The following is a 16,894-nucleotide window of genomic DNA, read 5'->3' on the forward strand; positions in this document are numbered from 1 at the left end:
GAATCACTTGTTCAAACGCTTTATACTTGAATCTGAACAATGACTCATGAAGATTTTCGACATCTGAGAGCAAAATGATGCCTGGAACAGGGGGGCTCTAAACAATGCACCTGACAACATCACGAATTAAAATGTTTGGCTATTTCCTGTTCTTGTGGATAGCCGCTGCAACAGGCAGTGGCTATTGCTACGCAGAAGATTCGGCAACGGTTCCCGAGCCCAACATTATTCAGATCCTGATTCCTGCGGATGGTCGAATTTTTGTTTTGACGGATGACGTAAACGGTCTTTTCTCTTCAGTTGACGGGGGTGCCAAATGGGAACAAGCCCTTCATCTTCCCGATGTATACCTCTACTCCGTATCCGCAGACGCCAATGGTCATCTTTTTTTGGCAACGTCCAAAGGCCTTTTTCGCTCCAGTGACGGCAAGAAATGGGCTCCCGCTGCCGCTTTAAACGCGGCCTTTACCGTCTTCCCCCCGAAAAATAACATCTGTTACGTAAAGATATGGGGAAAAGGTCTTTTTCGCACTTCGGTGGAATATTTTAGCAAGAAAATACAGGTTGAGAGAAAACAAGCCGATGTGGAAAAGGAGAAAGCAGCAAAGGAATTGTCCCAGCTGAATTCAAAGATCTGGCAAATCGGGAAGTTGCACAAATTTCCTGAAAGCCCGGAAGAGATTAGACAATTCGAAGATCAACAAAGGCGACTGGCACCTCTCCTGGCCCAACGGAGCAAACTTCAGAAAGTGCTTCACCAATCCGGTAAGTCCCAGATTGAAAAGGTGGAAGGACTTCCACAGACCCCTCTACAGTCGCTGATCCATGAGGGCATAGAGCAGGTTTTTGCTGGTTTTTTTGGGGAAGGTGTCTACCGCTCCCAGGATGGAGGGCAGAAATGGGAAATGATCAATGAAGGCCTGACGAACAGAGATATTCTGACGATTCAGAGAAGCCCGGGGGGGACCCTTTTTGCCGGTATATATGGGGGCGGACTGTTTCAGTTTTCCGACACAGATCAGCGCTGGTCACGAGTAGATGACGGACTGCTCAACGGTATTGTGCAGTGTATTGCTTTTGCTCCATCGGGTTGCATGTTCATTGGAACTCAAGAACAGGGTGTCCTCATTTCTCAGGACGAGGGAAGAACCTGGACCCGTCCAGCCGGGGTACTCAGGGATGCCAGCATCCAGGCGCTCGCCGTAAGCTCCAATGGATGGCTCTATGCCGGAACTCGAGGGAAGGGATTGTTTGTCTCCCGCGATGGGGGCCAGACATGGAAACACCAGCTGTTCGCTTATTTGGAGCACGTGAACCAAATCGGTGTGGACGAGGCTGGCGGCTGGTATGTGGATTTCAAGGGGCTCGGAGTCCTGCACTCCACGGATGCGGGAAGGAGCTGGACCGAGGTGGTTCTCCCATTCCGTCTCGACAACGGCCGGAAAATTGCAAAAAGTGTTTTCGACGGCTGTGGACAAAAAACGAGGTATCCTGGTGGGAACCAATCAGGGTCTTTGGTTCTCAACCGATCTCGGACGTACGTGGCAGGAGATAACACTGGAACCATGACAATGAACCGATCAAGGTGAAATTGATGCGCTTTTTATTTAAAACTCTATTGGTATCCTGTGCTCTTGCTACGGCTCTCCTTTTCTGGTGGCGGCCTGCCGGTGAACTGATGTCCCTCAAGCCGGTAGACTGGGCGGCGTTGTACGAAAAGCAATACACTTTTCGATCAAGTACCCTCTCTCAACCTCTTGCCGAGTTTGTACATGAAAGAATGTACGAAAAGCAACACACTTTTCGATTGAGTACCCGCTATCGACCTCTTGCCGAGTTTATACGTGAAGAAATCGAAGGGAAAGTTTCTCGGATCGAGGGAGATTCTGCGCAAACCTGGCGTGAAAGCCATTTTCCCAGGAGCAGGGATATTACACCGCAGGCTGTCTATTTCAACCCTGCCGATGTTTACATGAAGAAATTAGAACAACAGGGATACCTTGAAATACGGAGCCATGGGTCAATTGATCACCTCTCCTATATCCGCCTGGACGCTACCGATCTCGACAGGGGTAACATCCCCAACAGTCTTCGATTTCCCTATCGTACCCAGGCTTTAAGTATATTCGCCCTTGTATTTATTTTTTTGGGGCTGATGTGGCTTCGGCCGGGGAAACCCGATCTTGTGGGACAGAGTTCGGTCGCCAATGGGTGCAAGTTTTTTTTAGCGCTGCTGATTGGAGGCGTGGCTCTGGTTGTACTCCCGTTTCTCTACTTTGGTGGCGAGCGTCACAAAGGAATGGAGGCCATGGTCATCGGTTCTTGCATTATAACATTCAGCATTATCGGCCTTGCCATATATGGATACCTGGCGGCTGCGGTCAGTAAATTGATCCGGGGTGAGGGTCTTCTGGCCCACTGGATCTACGATCCTGACGAATGGCGGCAATACACGGAATTGAATTTTCGTGTCGAAAGATCGAAGCTCCGCCTGCTGGCGTTTATATCACTTATCATATTGTGTGTGAGTGGCAGCTTCTGCCTGACCGAGGAAAATCAGGCCGCCGTCTGGGTATTCGTTTTTCTTCTGGGCATACTGGTTCTCATCTGGCTCACCGCTCTGGTTGCCCCCTGGTTGACCTACCGGCGGAACCTCAGGGGCTCGGGCCAGGTGTTTATCGGGAAGAAGGGGATCTATTTAAACGGAACCGTTCATACCTGGGGCCTTCCTGGATCCAGGTATGAATCCGTGGAGTATATGGAAACGCCCGTGCCGGGCCTGGTCTTTGTCTATTCCTATCTCATGACAGTCGGTCAATCGCTGTCCTTTGTCCGCCAGTACGTCACGGTATATGTACCGATACCCAAAGGGAAAGAACAGGAAGGGAAAGACGTCCTGGATACGTTTAATGCCGATAAACGGTAGATTTATTTTTACATTGTGTATTGGCGGATTCAAAGGCAGGGGGACGGGAAAAGGAGACAGGAAAAAGCAAAAGGTCTTTGTAAAGACGCCCAATTTGGGCGTCTTCAGCACAACAGGTGGCTCATCTCACAACAGACGTTTCTGCAATGAAATTAATGTATCATCCTGTTTGTTCTGTCGTGTTTTTGGGGTCAGTAAAAAGAGAGGTAAAGGAATGAGAAAGTTGTGCACGGCTGTCACGGATAATGAACCAGCCGTACACAAAGGATGGTGCTGTTCCTGGTTACAGCGTATTTTGAACCTGTTCCAAATACTTTTTACCTATTTTTTTACCCCATACATCGTAGACAGGGTCACAATCTTTAATCATTGCGGCCTTATCTTCTTTTGAAAGCTCATAGAAGGTGACACCATCCTTTTTTGCTGCTGCAATCTGTTCTTCCTGCTGTTGTATCGTGAGTTTTCTGGTTATAGCACTTTCTTCTTTGACAACACGTAAAAATATTTCCTGCAGATCGGGCGGAAGCTTGTCCAACCACCGCTTATTGATGATATGAACATACAATCCCTGTGCATAATCGAGCTGGGTATAATATTTGGCAACAGTAAATTTTTTAGAAATATTACAGACTATCGGCGTATGATCCAAACCGTCAATTACACCGGTCTGCAAGGCCTGGGGAACATCAGGCCATGGCAAAACGGAAAATTTTAGATTCCATGCCTTATATATATCTATATTTACAGGTGCCTGGGCAATCCGGAAATTGACCCCCTGGGCCTGTTCTCTCGTTGCAACAGGCTTTGTTGTAGCCCAGCCGTATGAGCCATAACCAGTGAAATCTAAAACCTGCAGTCCTTTGGAAAGAGCCGCATCCTGATATGGTTTCCACAGCTGCTCATTTGATCTGAATTTTTCCAACTTTTCAAAGCTGTCCACAACATAGGGCAAATTGACAATACCTAGAACCGGGGCAATATTGGCTGCAGCAACGGAGGAACTCATCATGCCCTGTATTGCACCAAATTTTAATTTATTAATAACATCTTTTTCACCGCCCAATTGCGACAGGGGCCTGAAATCAACATAGATTTTTCCATCTGTCTCCTTCCAGAGACGGTCTCGAATTTTAAAACCCACGGCAACACCTTCAATCGCAGGATGCCCCACACAAGAAAGGAGATATACATATTGCGCTTTTGAAGGGTCAAAGGATGGGCTCCACTCCTCTAAAGGATCTTCTTTTGCGAAACTAGTTGAATATACAAACATATTCAACAATACAAAAATTATAGCCAGGCATACATTTTTAGAAAAACGCATTATTCCCTCCTAAAGGTTGATAGACATTAAAAAATTCTTTTACAAAAGGTACCAGATGTTGCCATGGAAATCAGCAGGAAATCCTGTTTAAGTCACTAAATCATCATGGTTTCCACACGCACAAGACATCACAGAAGGTTACCAGAAGCAACTTCATTCCTGCACTTTTTGTGTTCAGGCTCAAAGCGTGAAGCGATCAGTCTCCAATCCGCTTCCTCTCAGTTACGATCTGAGGGCGTTCTGTAATGTCTACGCGGTCAGGAACAAAAGCCCCCGGCTCGTTTGCGTCTACCGCCTTTCCAGCGACGTTTGCCATGCCGGAGTAGATACGTGTGGAGTTTTCCTCCCTTTTACGGTCTTTGTCAATCCACTCATAAACTGCCGTATGGCAAACCTGTTTTTCAACATAAAATCGAAAACGTAGAGATTCAAGTGACCATCCAGGTCGGGGTCCTTTCGAACAATCTGCACGACGTCAGGGCTTTGTTTTGTGGCCTTCACAGCAAAATATACCTTACATTCTTAACCAGAAAGACCGCAACACCGCATTTAATTCACTAAAAGGTTTACTTCTGGTAAAAATTTGTGGTAATGAAGAGCTCAAAAAACAAAGACATAGACCATGTATACCATCACCAAAACGAAAATCTGGATTAGAGAAAATAGATGAAGAAACTGCTCACAACAATGCTCCTTCTTGTTCTTGCTCTTTGCCTGCCGGGCTCACTTCTCGCAGCTGAAAAAGAGAAAAATCCCTTAGAAGACTGGCAACCAAAATTTGACCCTAAAGGGGCAAAATACACCTATATTCTTTCCAATGTCTCCCATCCTGTTATTGAAGGGGTGGCTGTTGGCTACGCGATCCGTGATCGCGTGTGGGAAAAGTCAGGCGGGCGTCTCTACGTAGATTTCCGTCCTCTTTCCCAAATGGGAGGAGAAAAAGATGTAATAGCAAAGCTCAAACTTGGAGCCATCCAGGGTATGATGAGTTCATCTGTTGCAGCTGCAAATGTCTCAGATCTCCTGGGAATCGTTAACCTGCCCTATGTTGTAGACACTTTTGATAAACTCGATACCTTTAGAAATACTCCGGCAACCTGGGAACCCTTTGCAAATGGTGCACAAAAGCAAGGTCTGCTGGTGGTTGACGTAACAGGTTACGGCCCTTACGGCTGGGCAACGACCACCCCTGTAAAAACAGTTGAAGATGCAAAAGAGACCAATTTTCGTATTGCCCAGGCCCCAGTAAATACCGATACCTACAAGGCATGGAATCTAAAATTTACTGTTATGCCCTGGCCTGATGTACCCCAGGCCTTACAAACAGGTGTTATTACAGGCCTTGACCACACTGCTATTGTATGCAACATCACCAAAAAGTTTACCATCGCCAAATCTTTTACTGAACTCAACTATGCACAAGGGCTCTTTGTCCATCTTATCAATAAGCGATGGCTCAAAAAGCTCCCTCAAGATCTGCAGGATATTTTACTTTCTGTCATTTCTGAAGAGAGTGCAAAAGCAAGAGCAGCTACCCGGACACAACATGAAGCTCAAGTGGCACAAGCCAAAGAGGCAGGCGTTGAGTTCATCACTCTTTCCGACAGTGACATAGCAACACTTAAAGAGATGGCAGAGCCAGTACTTGAAAAATGGAGCCAAAAAATAGGGCCAGAGTATCTAGAGACCGTACGTAAAACACTCAAGTAGTCTCTATCATTACTGCTGTAACCTGGTATCCTTGTGAAAAAGTAGAGATGAAGCAGGTAAGAACTTGCATTATCTCTACTTTTTTTGTTTTTTGGTGCTTCGTATGTACGAGTAACTGATTTGCCTGGAATGATCCCCAGAGCAATTGGGCCTTGACTAACACCGTAAAGTGCGGGAAAAACTAATATTGTAAAAAATGCAGCCTTTCCCTCACCGAAATCGTACCTCGCACTCCTGCCATAAACGGAGGTCTGCTCAACTCAGCGATAACGCCAGATATGTTTATTAAAACCTTTAAATCCATTGACAGAATTTTCTTACACATTGAAGAGTGGTCTCTCTTTCTCACGGTCTCCCTTGCACTCTGCACTGCCATGGCAAATGTCATTCTGCGCAAAGTCACAAATGATGTCAGTCTCTATTGGTCCGACGAGGTTGTGCGCAAAGTTATTTTCTTTTCAACATACATCGGTTGCGTGGCTGCCATACGTAACCGCTCTCTCATACGAATTGACGCCCTGCCCCAGATGCTTCCCATACTAAAGCGGCCACTCACTCTGTTTTCTCATCTGGCCGTTCTTATTTTTTCTCTTATGATGGTGTATCTCGGTGCACAAATGACCTTCATGATGTTCCAGGATGAATATGCCCGGACGGCAACCCTGCAAATCCCAGAATATATATTCTATGCTGTTTTACCAGTGATGGGCGTTATGATGTTTTTAAGAACTCTCATTGTAATGCGTGAAGACTGGATCGGTATCAAAGATATTACAAGAGAGCAATAAACCATGGATAACAGCTACCTCCTCATCTTTGCCCTTCTGCTGGGGTGCCTTGCCACCACAGTGCCCGTTTTTATGGCACTGTTTTTTTCTGGTACCGTCGGCCTTGTCTGTCTTGTTGGTATTGATCCCCAAATTGTGATTGAAGTGCTGTACCGAAGCATGGATAAATTCGCCCTTGTGGTTGTGATGTTTTTTGTCCTCTGTGGCAACATTATGACAACTGGTTCAATCGTAAAAAAACTGATTAATACTGCCAATGTCATAGTTGGTTTTTTGCCAGGTGGCCTTGCCATGGCGGGTATCCTTGCCTGTGGTTTTTTTGGCGCTATCTCCGGATCCACCGTTGCAACAGTGGTTGCCATAGGCGGGTTTATGATTCCTGCACTTATTGAAAATGGCTACGATGAGAAATTTTCAGTTGGAATCATGACAACGTCTCCTATTCTGGGCGTTATCATCCCACCATCCATTGCGATGATACTCTACGCCATGGTCAGTAATGATCAGCTGGAAGCACTGTTTCTAACCGGTTTTATCCCCGGAGTCATCATCATGCTGGCGATGAGTTTGTATGCCTATATTGCCTGTAAGAAGATGGGAATGAAGCCGCGACCTCGACCTTGTTTTTCTGAAGTCGTTGCGGTGATGAAAGAAAGTATCTGGGCCTTAATGCTCCCGGTACTCATCTTTGGCGGTATCTATTCTGGACTTTTCACCGCCAATGAGGCTGCCGTCGTTGCCTGTTTTTATGCTTTCTTTGTAGAGATAGTCCTACACAAGGATATGAAGATTACCGATATAAAAAAAGTAATCGTCTCTTCAGCCATTACCTCTGCGACACTCCTTATTATCGTAGCCGGAGCGTCTGTTTTCGGAGAATATCTGACCTTTGAACAGATACCCGGGAAAATTGCAGCGGTAGTCGTGGACAACATCTCCTCTCCATGGGTCTTTCTTCTTGCTGTGAACATCCTTCTGCTCTTTATCGGCATGTTCATGGACATCATCTCAGCAACGCTCATTCTCACTCCAATCTTTCTGCCTCTTCTTGGAAAATTTGGCATTGATACCATGCATTTTGGTCTCATCATGACCATTAATCTTGGGATAGGTTACTGCACACCTCCGCTTGGTGTCAGTCTCTATATTTCAGGTGCCACAGTCGACAGAGATATTGTGTATGTGACAAAAGCTGTGCTCCCATTTTTACTTATCCAGATAATCATTTTGTTTATTCTCACGTTTGTACCAGAGATTGTTTTACTCCTTCCACGGCTTGTATACGGCGTACAATAGGAGATGCGTTCACCAAAAAACCTGCTGTATATTTTCATTGCATGATCTTCAGCGGGATTATATCCCATAGGTATCACTGTTTTTTGACTCGAACCGGAAAGAGCTGGCTGCCACCCTTTCGTTTCAATACTGTCAATCTCGCCCGGGCAACTCAAGATCACTTTTAGGAGAAACAGATGGACCCTAAAATTCTAGTACCTTACGACGACTCAATCACCGCGAAGACGACTGTTGATACTATCATCAAATTAAAAGATCGTCTTTCAAAACACCTGACGCTGCTTTATGTGATTAATAATGATCAGCTGGCCTACAGAATGATTCCTGATTTCCAGGTTGAAATGGTCAAAGAGAATGCGACCAAAGCAGGGAATCTCCTCCTTGAACGTACAAGGAAAAAACTCGCAGAAGCTGGTTTCACCTGTGAGGTCATTCTTGAGTTCGGCGATCCGAGATCCACCATAGCCCACACCGCAAACAGTCAGGATTACGAACTCGTCGTTATCGGCAGACACGAAGGTGGGGGAGAAATAAGAGACGTAATTTTTGGCTCTGTTGCAAACCACGTTCTCCATAATGTCTCCTGTCCTGTCCTTCTCTTTTGAGAGATTTTGATCTGGGCCGTCCTGCCAGCAATCAGCTGAAGACTTTGGGGGATAACATCTTCATCGGTATCCAGAACGGGTATTGTATAGATTCATTTGTAATGTAGTAAAATGTAGCATATAGCAGAACGTTATAAGGATACTTTTACTAAAAGAATACTATCTTAAACGGTTGTATTTATAAATAAGACATGTATAATGAAAACTGAAAGCAAAAGGAACCTGCAATCCCTATAATTCATGTAAACTGTTGTACTACAGCAGCCATGGATATTGTAGCTCGGTAGAGTCTATCGAGTACATACGTGGAGAATCTTTTAAACTTCGGTTTTATCGAAGATCTTTAAGGATTTATAGAAACGTATAATTTTCTATAGTAGATAATAATTTACTATTAGATTTAAGACTATATACATATACAAGGGCGCTACCTCCATGATTCCTGCCTCATAAATCGCCCCCGGTCCGCCGACAGCAGGATCATTGAGGATGGGGGCAACAGAATTAACATCGTCAATATACAGATCAATACGTTTGGCTGCCAACATTTGAAGACCCTGAATGCTTTTGGTAACGGTATCCAATTGCTCTGCCCTCACAACGAATGATAAATTGATTTCACAAATTTGCATCCCACGCGGGTAGTCAATCTGATACTTCGTTCCACGGAGGCTCTCCCACCCCTCCAGTGAAGGTGCCGAAGGATTCGCCGTATAGGCGGCTACGGTCATGGTAAACACGGTTTCTTCAACCCGTATCAGATTCGGATAAATATCTCCATAGACTGCGATGCGTGCCGGTTCTCCGTCCAATCGGCCTTGCATTACCTCTTCAGTCGCACGCCGCAACGGATAATAGTGAGCCTTAAAAGGAATGCCAAGCCGCTTGAACACTTCGGTATAGATTGCGATACACCACGCAGTTAATGGGGTGGTTTCCGGCCGATTAATGGCCATCTGAAACGCTTTTCCCTCCAAAGAAGCCCCAATTTCCTGGCCGATTCCGTGCTTCGGAAGACTAAGAACTGCCGCGCAGAGCAGCAGAACAGTCACCAGCTTCAGAAGAATACGAGAGCAGGCCAATGGCTGTATAGTTAGAATTTTCATAATTTTATCCTCCTGTCAACATCACATGATTTCCATCTGGCATGCGAGCTGTGTCACACACCAAAACACAACATAATCACAACGACCACAGTTGTTAACCCGCCTGCCAACGGGCTTACTGCCAACTTGTAGCGGAGCTAAGTTGTTGGGTTAATTTCGAAAAATCGCACGTTGTCGAGAGTCGGCGTTGAACGCATTATTATACCATTTACATTTTGTATTGACCAGAGAACGCAACTGCGTGGACATCTTTTTTGGCGATTACGAATGAGTAATAATTCGTGTTTATCCGTGTCCATTCGTGGTTCCTTTTGTCGTTTGTAACCATGAATGGATAAACAGGATATAAAACAGTGTATAACTTAATAGAAATGGTATTATCTGTTTATTGTTATTAACCAAGAGGTGATGTGGAGCAAACGTTGGGCGTAGTCAACTCGCGCGTTCGCGCCGCATAGCGACGCGAACGCAAAACGAAGTGGGCGCGGCTTTTTGCGCTCCACTTGAGTGACAGATTCTGCGACATTACAAACAATTTTACTGACCAGTTGTATTACCGAAGCTATCAGTATAAACGTTTATCCTATCATTTCCAATTGAGCCGTTGGATCGTCAGTTTCTGCTTTTTGGTCTATATTAAAAGCCTTCATTTCTAAACCCGGGTATGATCTTCCCTCAAAAGAGTGAACACTCAGTTAAAAAATCCGAGGAAACGATAAAGCTTTTCCGAATCGGCACCACTTACAATGATATCTCCATTGGAGACTGCTTCTTGAGGGCCGCGCTTTCCTAAGACGATATTCTTCCACACCAGAGATTCAGCGGTGATGGTAAATGCTGGATTATCTGCGATCTGTGGCTGGACTTCAATGATGCCCCGGCGAAGGTGCATGGTATAGTCAGCAGGCTCCGTGCTGTTAGTCAGGTCGGTGAAATGTATGCCGATGACAATATTCTCGTCCAGGGATTTAGAAGCGTTTAAACCAACAGCCATTATTCCAAAGAGGGTATCCATGGGCATGAGGGCAACAATGTTGTCGTCAAGCTTACTGAAATCAGGTATCAATTTGGGTACCTGTCCGGTCTCTTCAAGGTACTCGGACAAGAGGTAGTTGCGTGTTTGTGCGTTGTACGTTTCTTCAGCCAGCGAAAGCATTGCCGAGTTCTTCACCGCGCGTGCTGCAGCATTCTTCGGTGTGAGCAGAAGCACATCGTCGGAAAATTTCAGTGCCCATTTCATTTTTCCTTTATTCAGAGCTTCCTGAGCTTTTGCTGCAAGTTGCTCTACTCCACCAGCCAAATCGGCCATTGCCTGGGCCTCTTCATTCAGAGACATGGGAAACATATCTCTGGATTTGCCGGTATACCACCCCATGTATTGCAGGAAAATCTGGAAAATATCTCGATCCAATTGACCAAAATATTCCTGCAAATAAGGATCATTGGCAAGGTGGGGCGGCAGCTTAACGACTTCGATGATTTCCCCGGGAGTCAACCCCTTGTTCATGTTTTGTACTGTCTGGTCATGAATAAATTGGAGCCCGTCACGATAGTTGGTGAGTATGCGGCTGATATTCTCTGCCCCGACCAGCGGCTTGCCGCCATGGATTAATACCAAATATTCAGCGTTCAGACTTCTCATCTTGTCTATGCTTTTTATATAATCCAGCGGATTTCGGAACGAAGCACCACGCAGAGTTGTAATTGCAGGAAGAGCCTTATAGAAGTTACCTATTTGTACCAAAACTTTCTTCTCCGGTAACCACGCAAAGATTATATCAGAGGTTTCACCAGGTGCGTGCATCAGCACGATATCCACCCCGGCAATAGTTGTCTCCAGTTTATCCTGGAAGGTTTTGGTTGGCGATAAGTAACCCGAGGGACCTGTAATCGAGAAAGGGAAAAGGCCACCGTTGACGAAATAGCCAGGATCCTGCTGGAAATGTATACCCATGTATTTAATTGCCCGATAGGCCTTAATGGGAAAGATCGAACTGTATACGGCACCCTGTGGGCTGAAGAGGTTCTTAACAAAGCTCTCATGAGCGATGATCTCTGGCGTATCATTGCCGGCGAATACCGTAGATCCGTGAATATGGCAGTCGTGATAGTGCGTATAGATAATAGCCTTAACCGGTTTTTTGGAGAAGATATTATCCAACTTCTTATTATACGCAGCTTTGACTACTTTTGCGGCCGTTTCACTCTCCGCAGGATCAATAATAATCAATCCGTCGGTTCCGTCTATTAAAACCGGATTGGATCTCGCGTAACCTACAGCAACATAAACCCCGTTAGTCACCTTATATACATTCTTCTCAAAATCTTTGGACAGGTTGACAAGCCTGGGGTTCGCAGGGACTTTCGTTGGTTCGAAGGCCGAAGCGTTACAGGCTATCAGAAAGATGAGACACGCCAGCATTGCAGCAAAGGAAATTACTTTCATTTTTTTCATACTTTTTCTCCTTCATTTTATATTAATATTTTTGCAGATTTTATCTGCTCCTAAGTGTTAGCTAACCGATCTTGTGCTGGAGTATTTACAAGCTTTAATCGGCCATTCATATATTTTATTACATTTATATCTGTGCATAAATCAACTAAATCTCCCCAGAATAAACACCCTGCCCGATCACTGGATGAGTACAATAAGTGCAACACCGTGATATAAAAAAAGAGTGAGCTGCCGGTATGGTTATGTCACCACAACCTAATCGGAGGATACCATGCACAGGTACCATTCCTTGCTACCAACAACTCACTCTTTTAGAAAGAATACCAGATCATGGCCTTTCTTCAAACAGGAAGATCTCAGACTGAGATTGCTGGTACACTAAATCGATTTAAGAGTACAATTTCACGTGAAATTTACCGTAACTCTTTTGAAGGAAAATATGATTCTTGTAATGCTCAAGTTACAGCGATCGCCAGACGAAAATTTGCTAAGAAGGCCACAAAACAAAGCCCTGAAGTATTGCAGATTGTACAAAAGTGGTTTCGAATTGGCTGATCACCTGAATTTATAAGCTGCCGGTTTTATGTTGAATTTCCTCTGTAAAAACACGTTTGCCATACGGCGGTTTATGACTGGATTGATAAAGACATGCAAAAGGGAGGGAACTCTACACATACCTGGCAAGATATGGCAGACTCAGAAAACTCTGGCCAAAAAAATTTGATAGAGCAACACTTTCTCAAGAGGAAAGAGACAACGGAGTCCTGTTGTTGAATTTGACACCGAGAAAGATCTTGGGAGGCAATTTTCAACGCTTATTGACATTCTGACGTTTAGAGCCATAATGGGAGCAGGAAGTCTTTGATTCAGTGGTTCAATAGATAAGGGTCCCTTGAATAATCTTGTATTTCGTTCATATTCGAGGCACAGGAGAAAATTTACCGGAGCTATATATTTGATATCTCGACGTCTCGTTCCTCGCTTTGTCGGAGGATAAATTTTTGACTGTAACGAAGAAGATGGGCGAAAGACTGATTATTCAAGGTTCCCATAAGGCAGTAGAGATCATCTACCTGGACTGGCACGTGGAAGATTATGCAGTAAAACGGAGAAAATAATCTCATGCTTGAAATGCTCATCATTGGCGGTGGTATTCACGGAGTTCATCTGGCACATTCTTTGCTGCAACAGACCCAGATGACGCACAATGATATTCGAATCCTGGATCCTCACAAAGAATTGCTCCATGAATGGCGTCGCTGCGTCCGAAATTGCGGAATGAAATATTTGCGTTCTTCCTCGGTGCACCATATCGACATCCCGGCCTTCTCACTGCGTTGGTATGCCGCACTACCTGAAAACAAAAAAGACACCAATTTTATCCCCCCTAAAGACAGGCCGTCTGTAGAATTATTTAATGCGCATTGCCAGATGGTGGTTGATGATCATCAACTGGAGTCTTTGCATATAAAAGGCCGTGCTTTAGAAATTCAAAATAAAGTCAATTATATAAGCGTGGTGACCGCAGAGGAGACAATCAACGCTCGATTTGTGCTCTTTGCGATCGGAATGGGTGAACAACCCCTGTGGCCGACCTGGGCGGTTCGCCTCAGAGAAATGGGAGTATCTGTAAATCATCTGTTCGATCCCAGTTTTTGCTTCGAGAGTTATAGAGCCGACGGTCCAGTTGCGGTGATCGGTGGCGGTGTCAGTGGCGGACATACTTCTCTGAGATTGATTGATAAATTGAATGCCGACGTTTTATGGATTTCTCGAAAAGAGGTTTCCGTCAGTGATTTCGATTTTGCTCCACGCTGGATAGGTCCAAGGCACATGGAAGAGTTCTGCCGTTCACCAATTGAACAACGACGTCAACAGATAGTCGCAGCCAGAGCCAAAGGCAGTGTTCCGCAAGACATTAAACTTGCAGTGGACAAAGCGGCGGCACTGAATCAACTCACCTTCATAACTGACGAGATAACCGACGTGAAATGCCAAAATGGAGGTGCCTTGCTGATTGGACGGCAAGGTCGATATGATTGTCAAAAAATCGTTCTGGCCACGGGCTTTGTAGAAAAACGCCCCGGTGGTGATTTCATAAACCAGGCAATGAACGAATTCGACCTGAAAACAGCTGCCTGTGGATTTCCGGTGGTAACTCCGTCCCTCCAGTGGCATGATCGGATTTTCGTTACAGGCCCCCTCTCTGAACTCCAAATTGGCCCTGTGGCAAGAAACATTGTGGGGGCAAGACGTTCCAGCAGCAAGATCACAGCGGCTTTCAAAAAGAAGTAAATATCATTTCTATTAAGTTATGCTCGTTTTACATCCTGTTTATCCGTGGTTCCTTTTACAGTTTGTAACCACGAATGGACACGAATTTTCACGAACAGGGACAACGCATTAAACGAAAACGTTTAATGCCGAAGTTAGGCCGTACAGTGCACCAGGAGTCTTAATCAATTTTGGTAGTCATCCGAAAGTCGAGATTGAGTGTTTTGCGCTTTAATATTCCGTGCTTTCCGTGTCTTCCGTGGTTTACCTGGAGCATTAGAACAGACCCTGCTCCTTATGGGCCGATAAGCAGAAACAATACATTGTCATAGTTCTCATGCAGTTTGCTACCACGGAAAACACGGAAGGACACGGAAAACATCAATTACCTCAAAGCAAATAACAGACCGATCGCATTACCGAATACCTGTTTCCGAAGAACTCCTGGTCTTTTTCTCCCAGGTATACAACTCCTGTCTTGATCAACAGATTCCGCGCGAAAGCTAAATTCTAAGGTAATTCGAGTTGGTTCTTATAGAATTCGACTACCGCTTCTTTCGACAATTTTCCTCCCGCGACACCCAATGTCATTTCCTCGAGTTCCTTATCCGTTGCCGCCAACTCGACGCCATTGACAAGCAGAAACAGTTCCGCTGCCGCCACAGCGACGCGATTGTTGCCGTCTACAAACGGATGATTTGAACAAAGGTGGAAGTGGTACGCAGCGGCTATTTCCGCCATACCCGAATGCAGATACTCCCCCGCAAACGAAGAGTGTGGCATTGCGACTGCCGATTCCAGCAGACCACGGTCACGCAGTCCAGGGTCGCCACCGAACTCCTCAATCACGCGGCGGTGCACCAACAAAACCGATTCTACCGACAGAAACTTCGTGCCACTCACTATTTCGCCAGTCGCTTCAGCACATCAGCGCGCTTCTTCAGGATGTATTCCAGATTCTCCTCGACGTCCGCCTCGCTCACTGTGTCAGGGAAAGCTGGCGTCACGATAAGATTTCCGTCCTGAATCGTCAGTTGCACCTGGCCGTCTTCCTCAAGTCCGAGGAGTTCCAAAATAGGCTTGTCGAGAATTAAGGCGTTACTGTTCCCAACTTTACGTAGTTGCTTGATCATTTCAACCTCCCGGTTATAACCAAATTATAACGCCAAGGGGCTGCCGCCGTCAACTGTTTTGAAGTCTGTTTAACGGCTGAGATCACTTGCCCGCCTATAATTAAGCAACGAACTTTATACGTAGCACAATGTTTGGACACTCTTCCATTTCACTTCGCCCCAAGATTTATACTGATTTTTTGAAGCGAAAACTATCCTGACACATAGGGCAACCACTGGACCCAATTCCGACGGTCCATTTTCAATTTAAGTAAAAAGTCCCTCTTGTGGCATCTGTGGGTAAGATGCCATACTTGACCAGGAATATAATGCCGTTTTGCTCTCGCCATAAGAAATTATTTTCTAATGCAGATCTATATTAACGTTTTTGAGCCTAAAAAACGCATTATTGACAGGTATAAGAGTTAAAAGAACACATCTTACACACGAATACAAGCACTTACCTTGGCCCGACCCTCGTTCCTTTTTTGAAAAAAATGGCAAATTCACTTATTTCTTTATTAGCGGTATAACCGGGAAAATGGGAATGCGCCCAGTCTCTCAATTAACACCAATGCTTCTTAAAAGTATCTTTTTGCCACCAAAAGAAGCCCTCTAAGAGCTAAAATGGCTCTTTCTTAGCAGCATTACGTTATAAAAACAAATACTTGGCGTGGTCCGCCCCCAATCGCAATACACAATCACAAGACCCTCATTGGCGCCCTTTCACCGGTTTATCCCTCCTCGGGCAGATCCTGAGAGTTTCTTTGGGCACCTTTGCCTTCACCTGCATATTCCCTCCTTTCAGGGTTATGACGGGACTTTCACCAGCTAGGAGGCTGTCCGAGAACAACAAAAAAAGTACAGATAAAACCAACATCCTAACTTACAGATATTTTTTTTCTGCGGCATCGGAAGCATTTTCGGGAATATATGCATAAAAGGTTTAGAAAGAATTGCCTTTTTAGCATAATTTCGATCCATTCCCCTCGATTATACAAGTATTGACTCTAAGTTTCCTGATTCTGAACGTACTGCTTTCTTGAAAAGAGATTTCATGATTTTTTTGATATTGTGGGCAGTACACATAAGAGAGAATTCGCCGCTTGTTTTTTCATATCCTCTGACGTTGAATCCTCGAAATCCTGTATTCTTGATTTGTCCGAACACTGGTTCAACAATAACTTTTCGTTTTTTATAGATTTCTTTGGAGGTTTCTGCCTCCATTTTTTCATTCATCTGTTTTCGTAAGGGTTCTTTGTCATCTGTATTTATTGTACGAGCTTCGCCTTTTGTAG

Annotated in this window: 14 protein-coding genes and 1 pseudogene; 8 read left to right on the top strand and 7 right to left on the bottom strand. The window is 45.0% G+C overall.

Going from position 1 to position 16,894, the window contains the following annotated elements; genetic code table 11:
• Positions 1-104: 104 nt before the first annotated feature.
• Together JWG39_RS13515 and JWG39_RS13520 are read left to right on the top strand one after the other, a co-directional pair.
• Complete coding sequence (locus JWG39_RS13515) at positions 105-1,589, top strand: beta propeller repeat protein (RefSeq protein ID WP_205219950.1); 1,485 nt, start codon at positions 105-107, stop codon at positions 1,587-1,589.
• A gap of 5 nt (positions 1,590-1,594) precedes the next feature.
• Complete coding sequence (locus JWG39_RS13520; protein WP_205219951.1) at positions 1,595-2,926, top strand: hypothetical protein; 1,332 nt, start codon at positions 1,595-1,597, stop codon at positions 2,924-2,926.
• 283 nt (positions 2,927-3,209) lie between these two features.
• On the opposite strand, the gene JWG39_RS13525 is transcribed toward JWG39_RS13520, so the two are convergent.
• Positions 3,210-4,250: a TRAP transporter substrate-binding protein gene (locus JWG39_RS13525; RefSeq protein ID WP_205219952.1), complete on the bottom strand. Its 1,041-nt coding sequence runs from the start codon at positions 4,248-4,250 to the stop codon at positions 3,210-3,212.
• Positions 4,251-4,916: 666 nt separating this feature from the next.
• Here JWG39_RS13525 and JWG39_RS13530 point away from each other — a divergent pair.
• The 4 genes from JWG39_RS13530 (at position 4,917) to JWG39_RS13545 (ending at position 8,649) form a co-directional block, all read left to right on the top strand.
• A complete protein-coding gene (locus JWG39_RS13530; protein WP_205219953.1) occupies positions 4,917-5,960 on the top strand; it encodes a TRAP transporter substrate-binding protein in 1,044 nt (347 codons plus the stop codon).
• A 278-nt stretch (positions 5,961-6,238) separates the two neighbouring features.
• Positions 6,239-6,748, top strand: a complete 510-nt coding sequence (locus tag JWG39_RS13535; RefSeq protein WP_205219954.1) for a TRAP transporter small permease — start codon at positions 6,239-6,241, stop codon at positions 6,746-6,748.
• Between the two features lie 3 nt (positions 6,749-6,751).
• Positions 6,752-8,044: a TRAP transporter large permease gene (locus tag JWG39_RS13540; RefSeq protein ID WP_205219955.1), complete on the top strand. Its 1,293-nt coding sequence runs from the start codon at positions 6,752-6,754 to the stop codon at positions 8,042-8,044.
• A 176-nt stretch (positions 8,045-8,220) separates the two neighbouring features.
• Positions 8,221-8,649 carry a universal stress protein gene (locus JWG39_RS13545; protein WP_205219956.1) on the top strand — a complete coding sequence of 143 codons (429 nt, stop codon included), beginning with the start codon at positions 8,221-8,223 and terminating at the stop codon, positions 8,647-8,649.
• A 371-nt stretch (positions 8,650-9,020) separates the two neighbouring features.
• Here the strand turns inward: JWG39_RS13545 and JWG39_RS13550 are convergent, their stop codons facing one another.
• Together JWG39_RS13550 and JWG39_RS13555 are read right to left on the bottom strand one after the other, a co-directional pair.
• On the bottom strand, positions 9,021-9,755 hold the full coding sequence (locus JWG39_RS13550; protein WP_205219957.1) for a type 2 periplasmic-binding domain-containing protein: 735 nt from the start codon (positions 9,753-9,755) through the stop codon (positions 9,021-9,023).
• 691 nt (positions 9,756-10,446) lie between these two features.
• The gene (locus tag JWG39_RS13555) at positions 10,447-12,210 is read right to left on the bottom strand and encodes an alkyl sulfatase dimerization domain-containing protein (RefSeq protein WP_205219958.1); all 1,764 of its coding nucleotides are present in this window, start codon (positions 12,208-12,210) and stop codon (positions 10,447-10,449) included.
• Between the two features lie 330 nt (positions 12,211-12,540).
• Between JWG39_RS13555 and JWG39_RS13560 the strand changes: the two genes are divergently transcribed.
• Together JWG39_RS13560 and JWG39_RS13565 are read left to right on the top strand one after the other, a co-directional pair.
• Entirely contained in the window at positions 12,541-12,765 is a 225-nt protein-coding gene (locus JWG39_RS13560) for a helix-turn-helix domain-containing protein (RefSeq protein ID WP_205219959.1), read from the top strand.
• Positions 12,766-13,332: 567 nt separating this feature from the next.
• On the top strand, positions 13,333-14,505 hold the full coding sequence (locus JWG39_RS13565; protein WP_205219960.1) for an NAD(P)-binding domain-containing protein: 1,173 nt from the start codon (positions 13,333-13,335) through the stop codon (positions 14,503-14,505).
• Positions 14,506-14,994: 489 nt separating this feature from the next.
• Here JWG39_RS13565 and JWG39_RS13570 read toward each other — a convergent pair whose 3' ends face one another.
• The 4 genes and pseudogenes from JWG39_RS13570 to JWG39_RS13580 form a co-directional block, all read right to left on the bottom strand.
• Complete coding sequence (locus JWG39_RS13570; protein WP_205219961.1) at positions 14,995-15,387, bottom strand: type II toxin-antitoxin system death-on-curing family toxin; 393 nt, start codon at positions 15,385-15,387, stop codon at positions 14,995-14,997.
• Positions 15,387-15,617, bottom strand: coding sequence for an AbrB/MazE/SpoVT family DNA-binding domain-containing protein (locus tag JWG39_RS13575; protein WP_205219962.1), 231 nt, complete (start codon positions 15,615-15,617; stop codon positions 15,387-15,389). The genes JWG39_RS13570 and JWG39_RS13575 overlap by 1 nt, the downstream gene beginning before the upstream one ends.
• A gap of 209 nt (positions 15,618-15,826) precedes the next feature.
• Positions 15,827-15,946, bottom strand: a pseudogene (locus JWG39_RS17160) (transposase); the annotation flags it as partial.
• 643 nt (positions 15,947-16,589) lie between these two features.
• Positions 16,590-16,894: transposase (locus tag JWG39_RS13580; protein ID WP_205219963.1), on the bottom strand; the 305-nt coding region annotated here is incomplete at its 5' end.

The organism is Desulforhopalus vacuolatus, from assembly GCF_016918505.1.
Taxonomy (GTDB): domain Bacteria; phylum Desulfobacterota; class Desulfobulbia; order Desulfobulbales; family Desulfocapsaceae; genus Desulforhopalus; species Desulforhopalus vacuolatus.

Excerpts from the sequence above, each read along its gene's own strand:
- JWG39_RS13515 (WP_205219950.1), top strand. The coding sequence starts at position 105 with ATGCACCTGACAACATCACGAATTAAAATGTTTGGCTATTTCCTGTTC.
- JWG39_RS13520 (WP_205219951.1), top strand. The coding sequence starts at position 1,595 with ATGCGCTTTTTATTTAAAACTCTATTGGTATCCTGTGCTCTTGCTACG.
- JWG39_RS13525 (WP_205219952.1), bottom strand. The coding sequence starts at position 4,250 with ATGCGTTTTTCTAAAAATGTATGCCTGGCTATAATTTTTGTATTGTTG.
- JWG39_RS13530 (WP_205219953.1), top strand. The coding sequence starts at position 4,917 with ATGAAGAAACTGCTCACAACAATGCTCCTTCTTGTTCTTGCTCTTTGC.
- JWG39_RS13535 (WP_205219954.1), top strand. The coding sequence starts at position 6,239 with ATGTTTATTAAAACCTTTAAATCCATTGACAGAATTTTCTTACACATT.
- JWG39_RS13540 (WP_205219955.1), top strand. The coding sequence starts at position 6,752 with ATGGATAACAGCTACCTCCTCATCTTTGCCCTTCTGCTGGGGTGCCTT.
- JWG39_RS13545 (WP_205219956.1), top strand. The coding sequence starts at position 8,221 with ATGGACCCTAAAATTCTAGTACCTTACGACGACTCAATCACCGCGAAG.
- JWG39_RS13550 (WP_205219957.1), bottom strand. The coding sequence starts at position 9,755 with ATGAAAATTCTAACTATACAGCCATTGGCCTGCTCTCGTATTCTTCTG.
- JWG39_RS13555 (WP_205219958.1), bottom strand. The coding sequence starts at position 12,210 with ATGAAAAAAATGAAAGTAATTTCCTTTGCTGCAATGCTGGCGTGTCTC.
- JWG39_RS13560 (WP_205219959.1), top strand. The coding sequence starts at position 12,541 with ATGGCCTTTCTTCAAACAGGAAGATCTCAGACTGAGATTGCTGGTACA.
- JWG39_RS13565 (WP_205219960.1), top strand. The coding sequence starts at position 13,333 with ATGCTTGAAATGCTCATCATTGGCGGTGGTATTCACGGAGTTCATCTG.
- JWG39_RS13575 (WP_205219962.1), bottom strand. The coding sequence starts at position 15,617 with ATGATCAAGCAACTACGTAAAGTTGGGAACAGTAACGCCTTAATTCTC.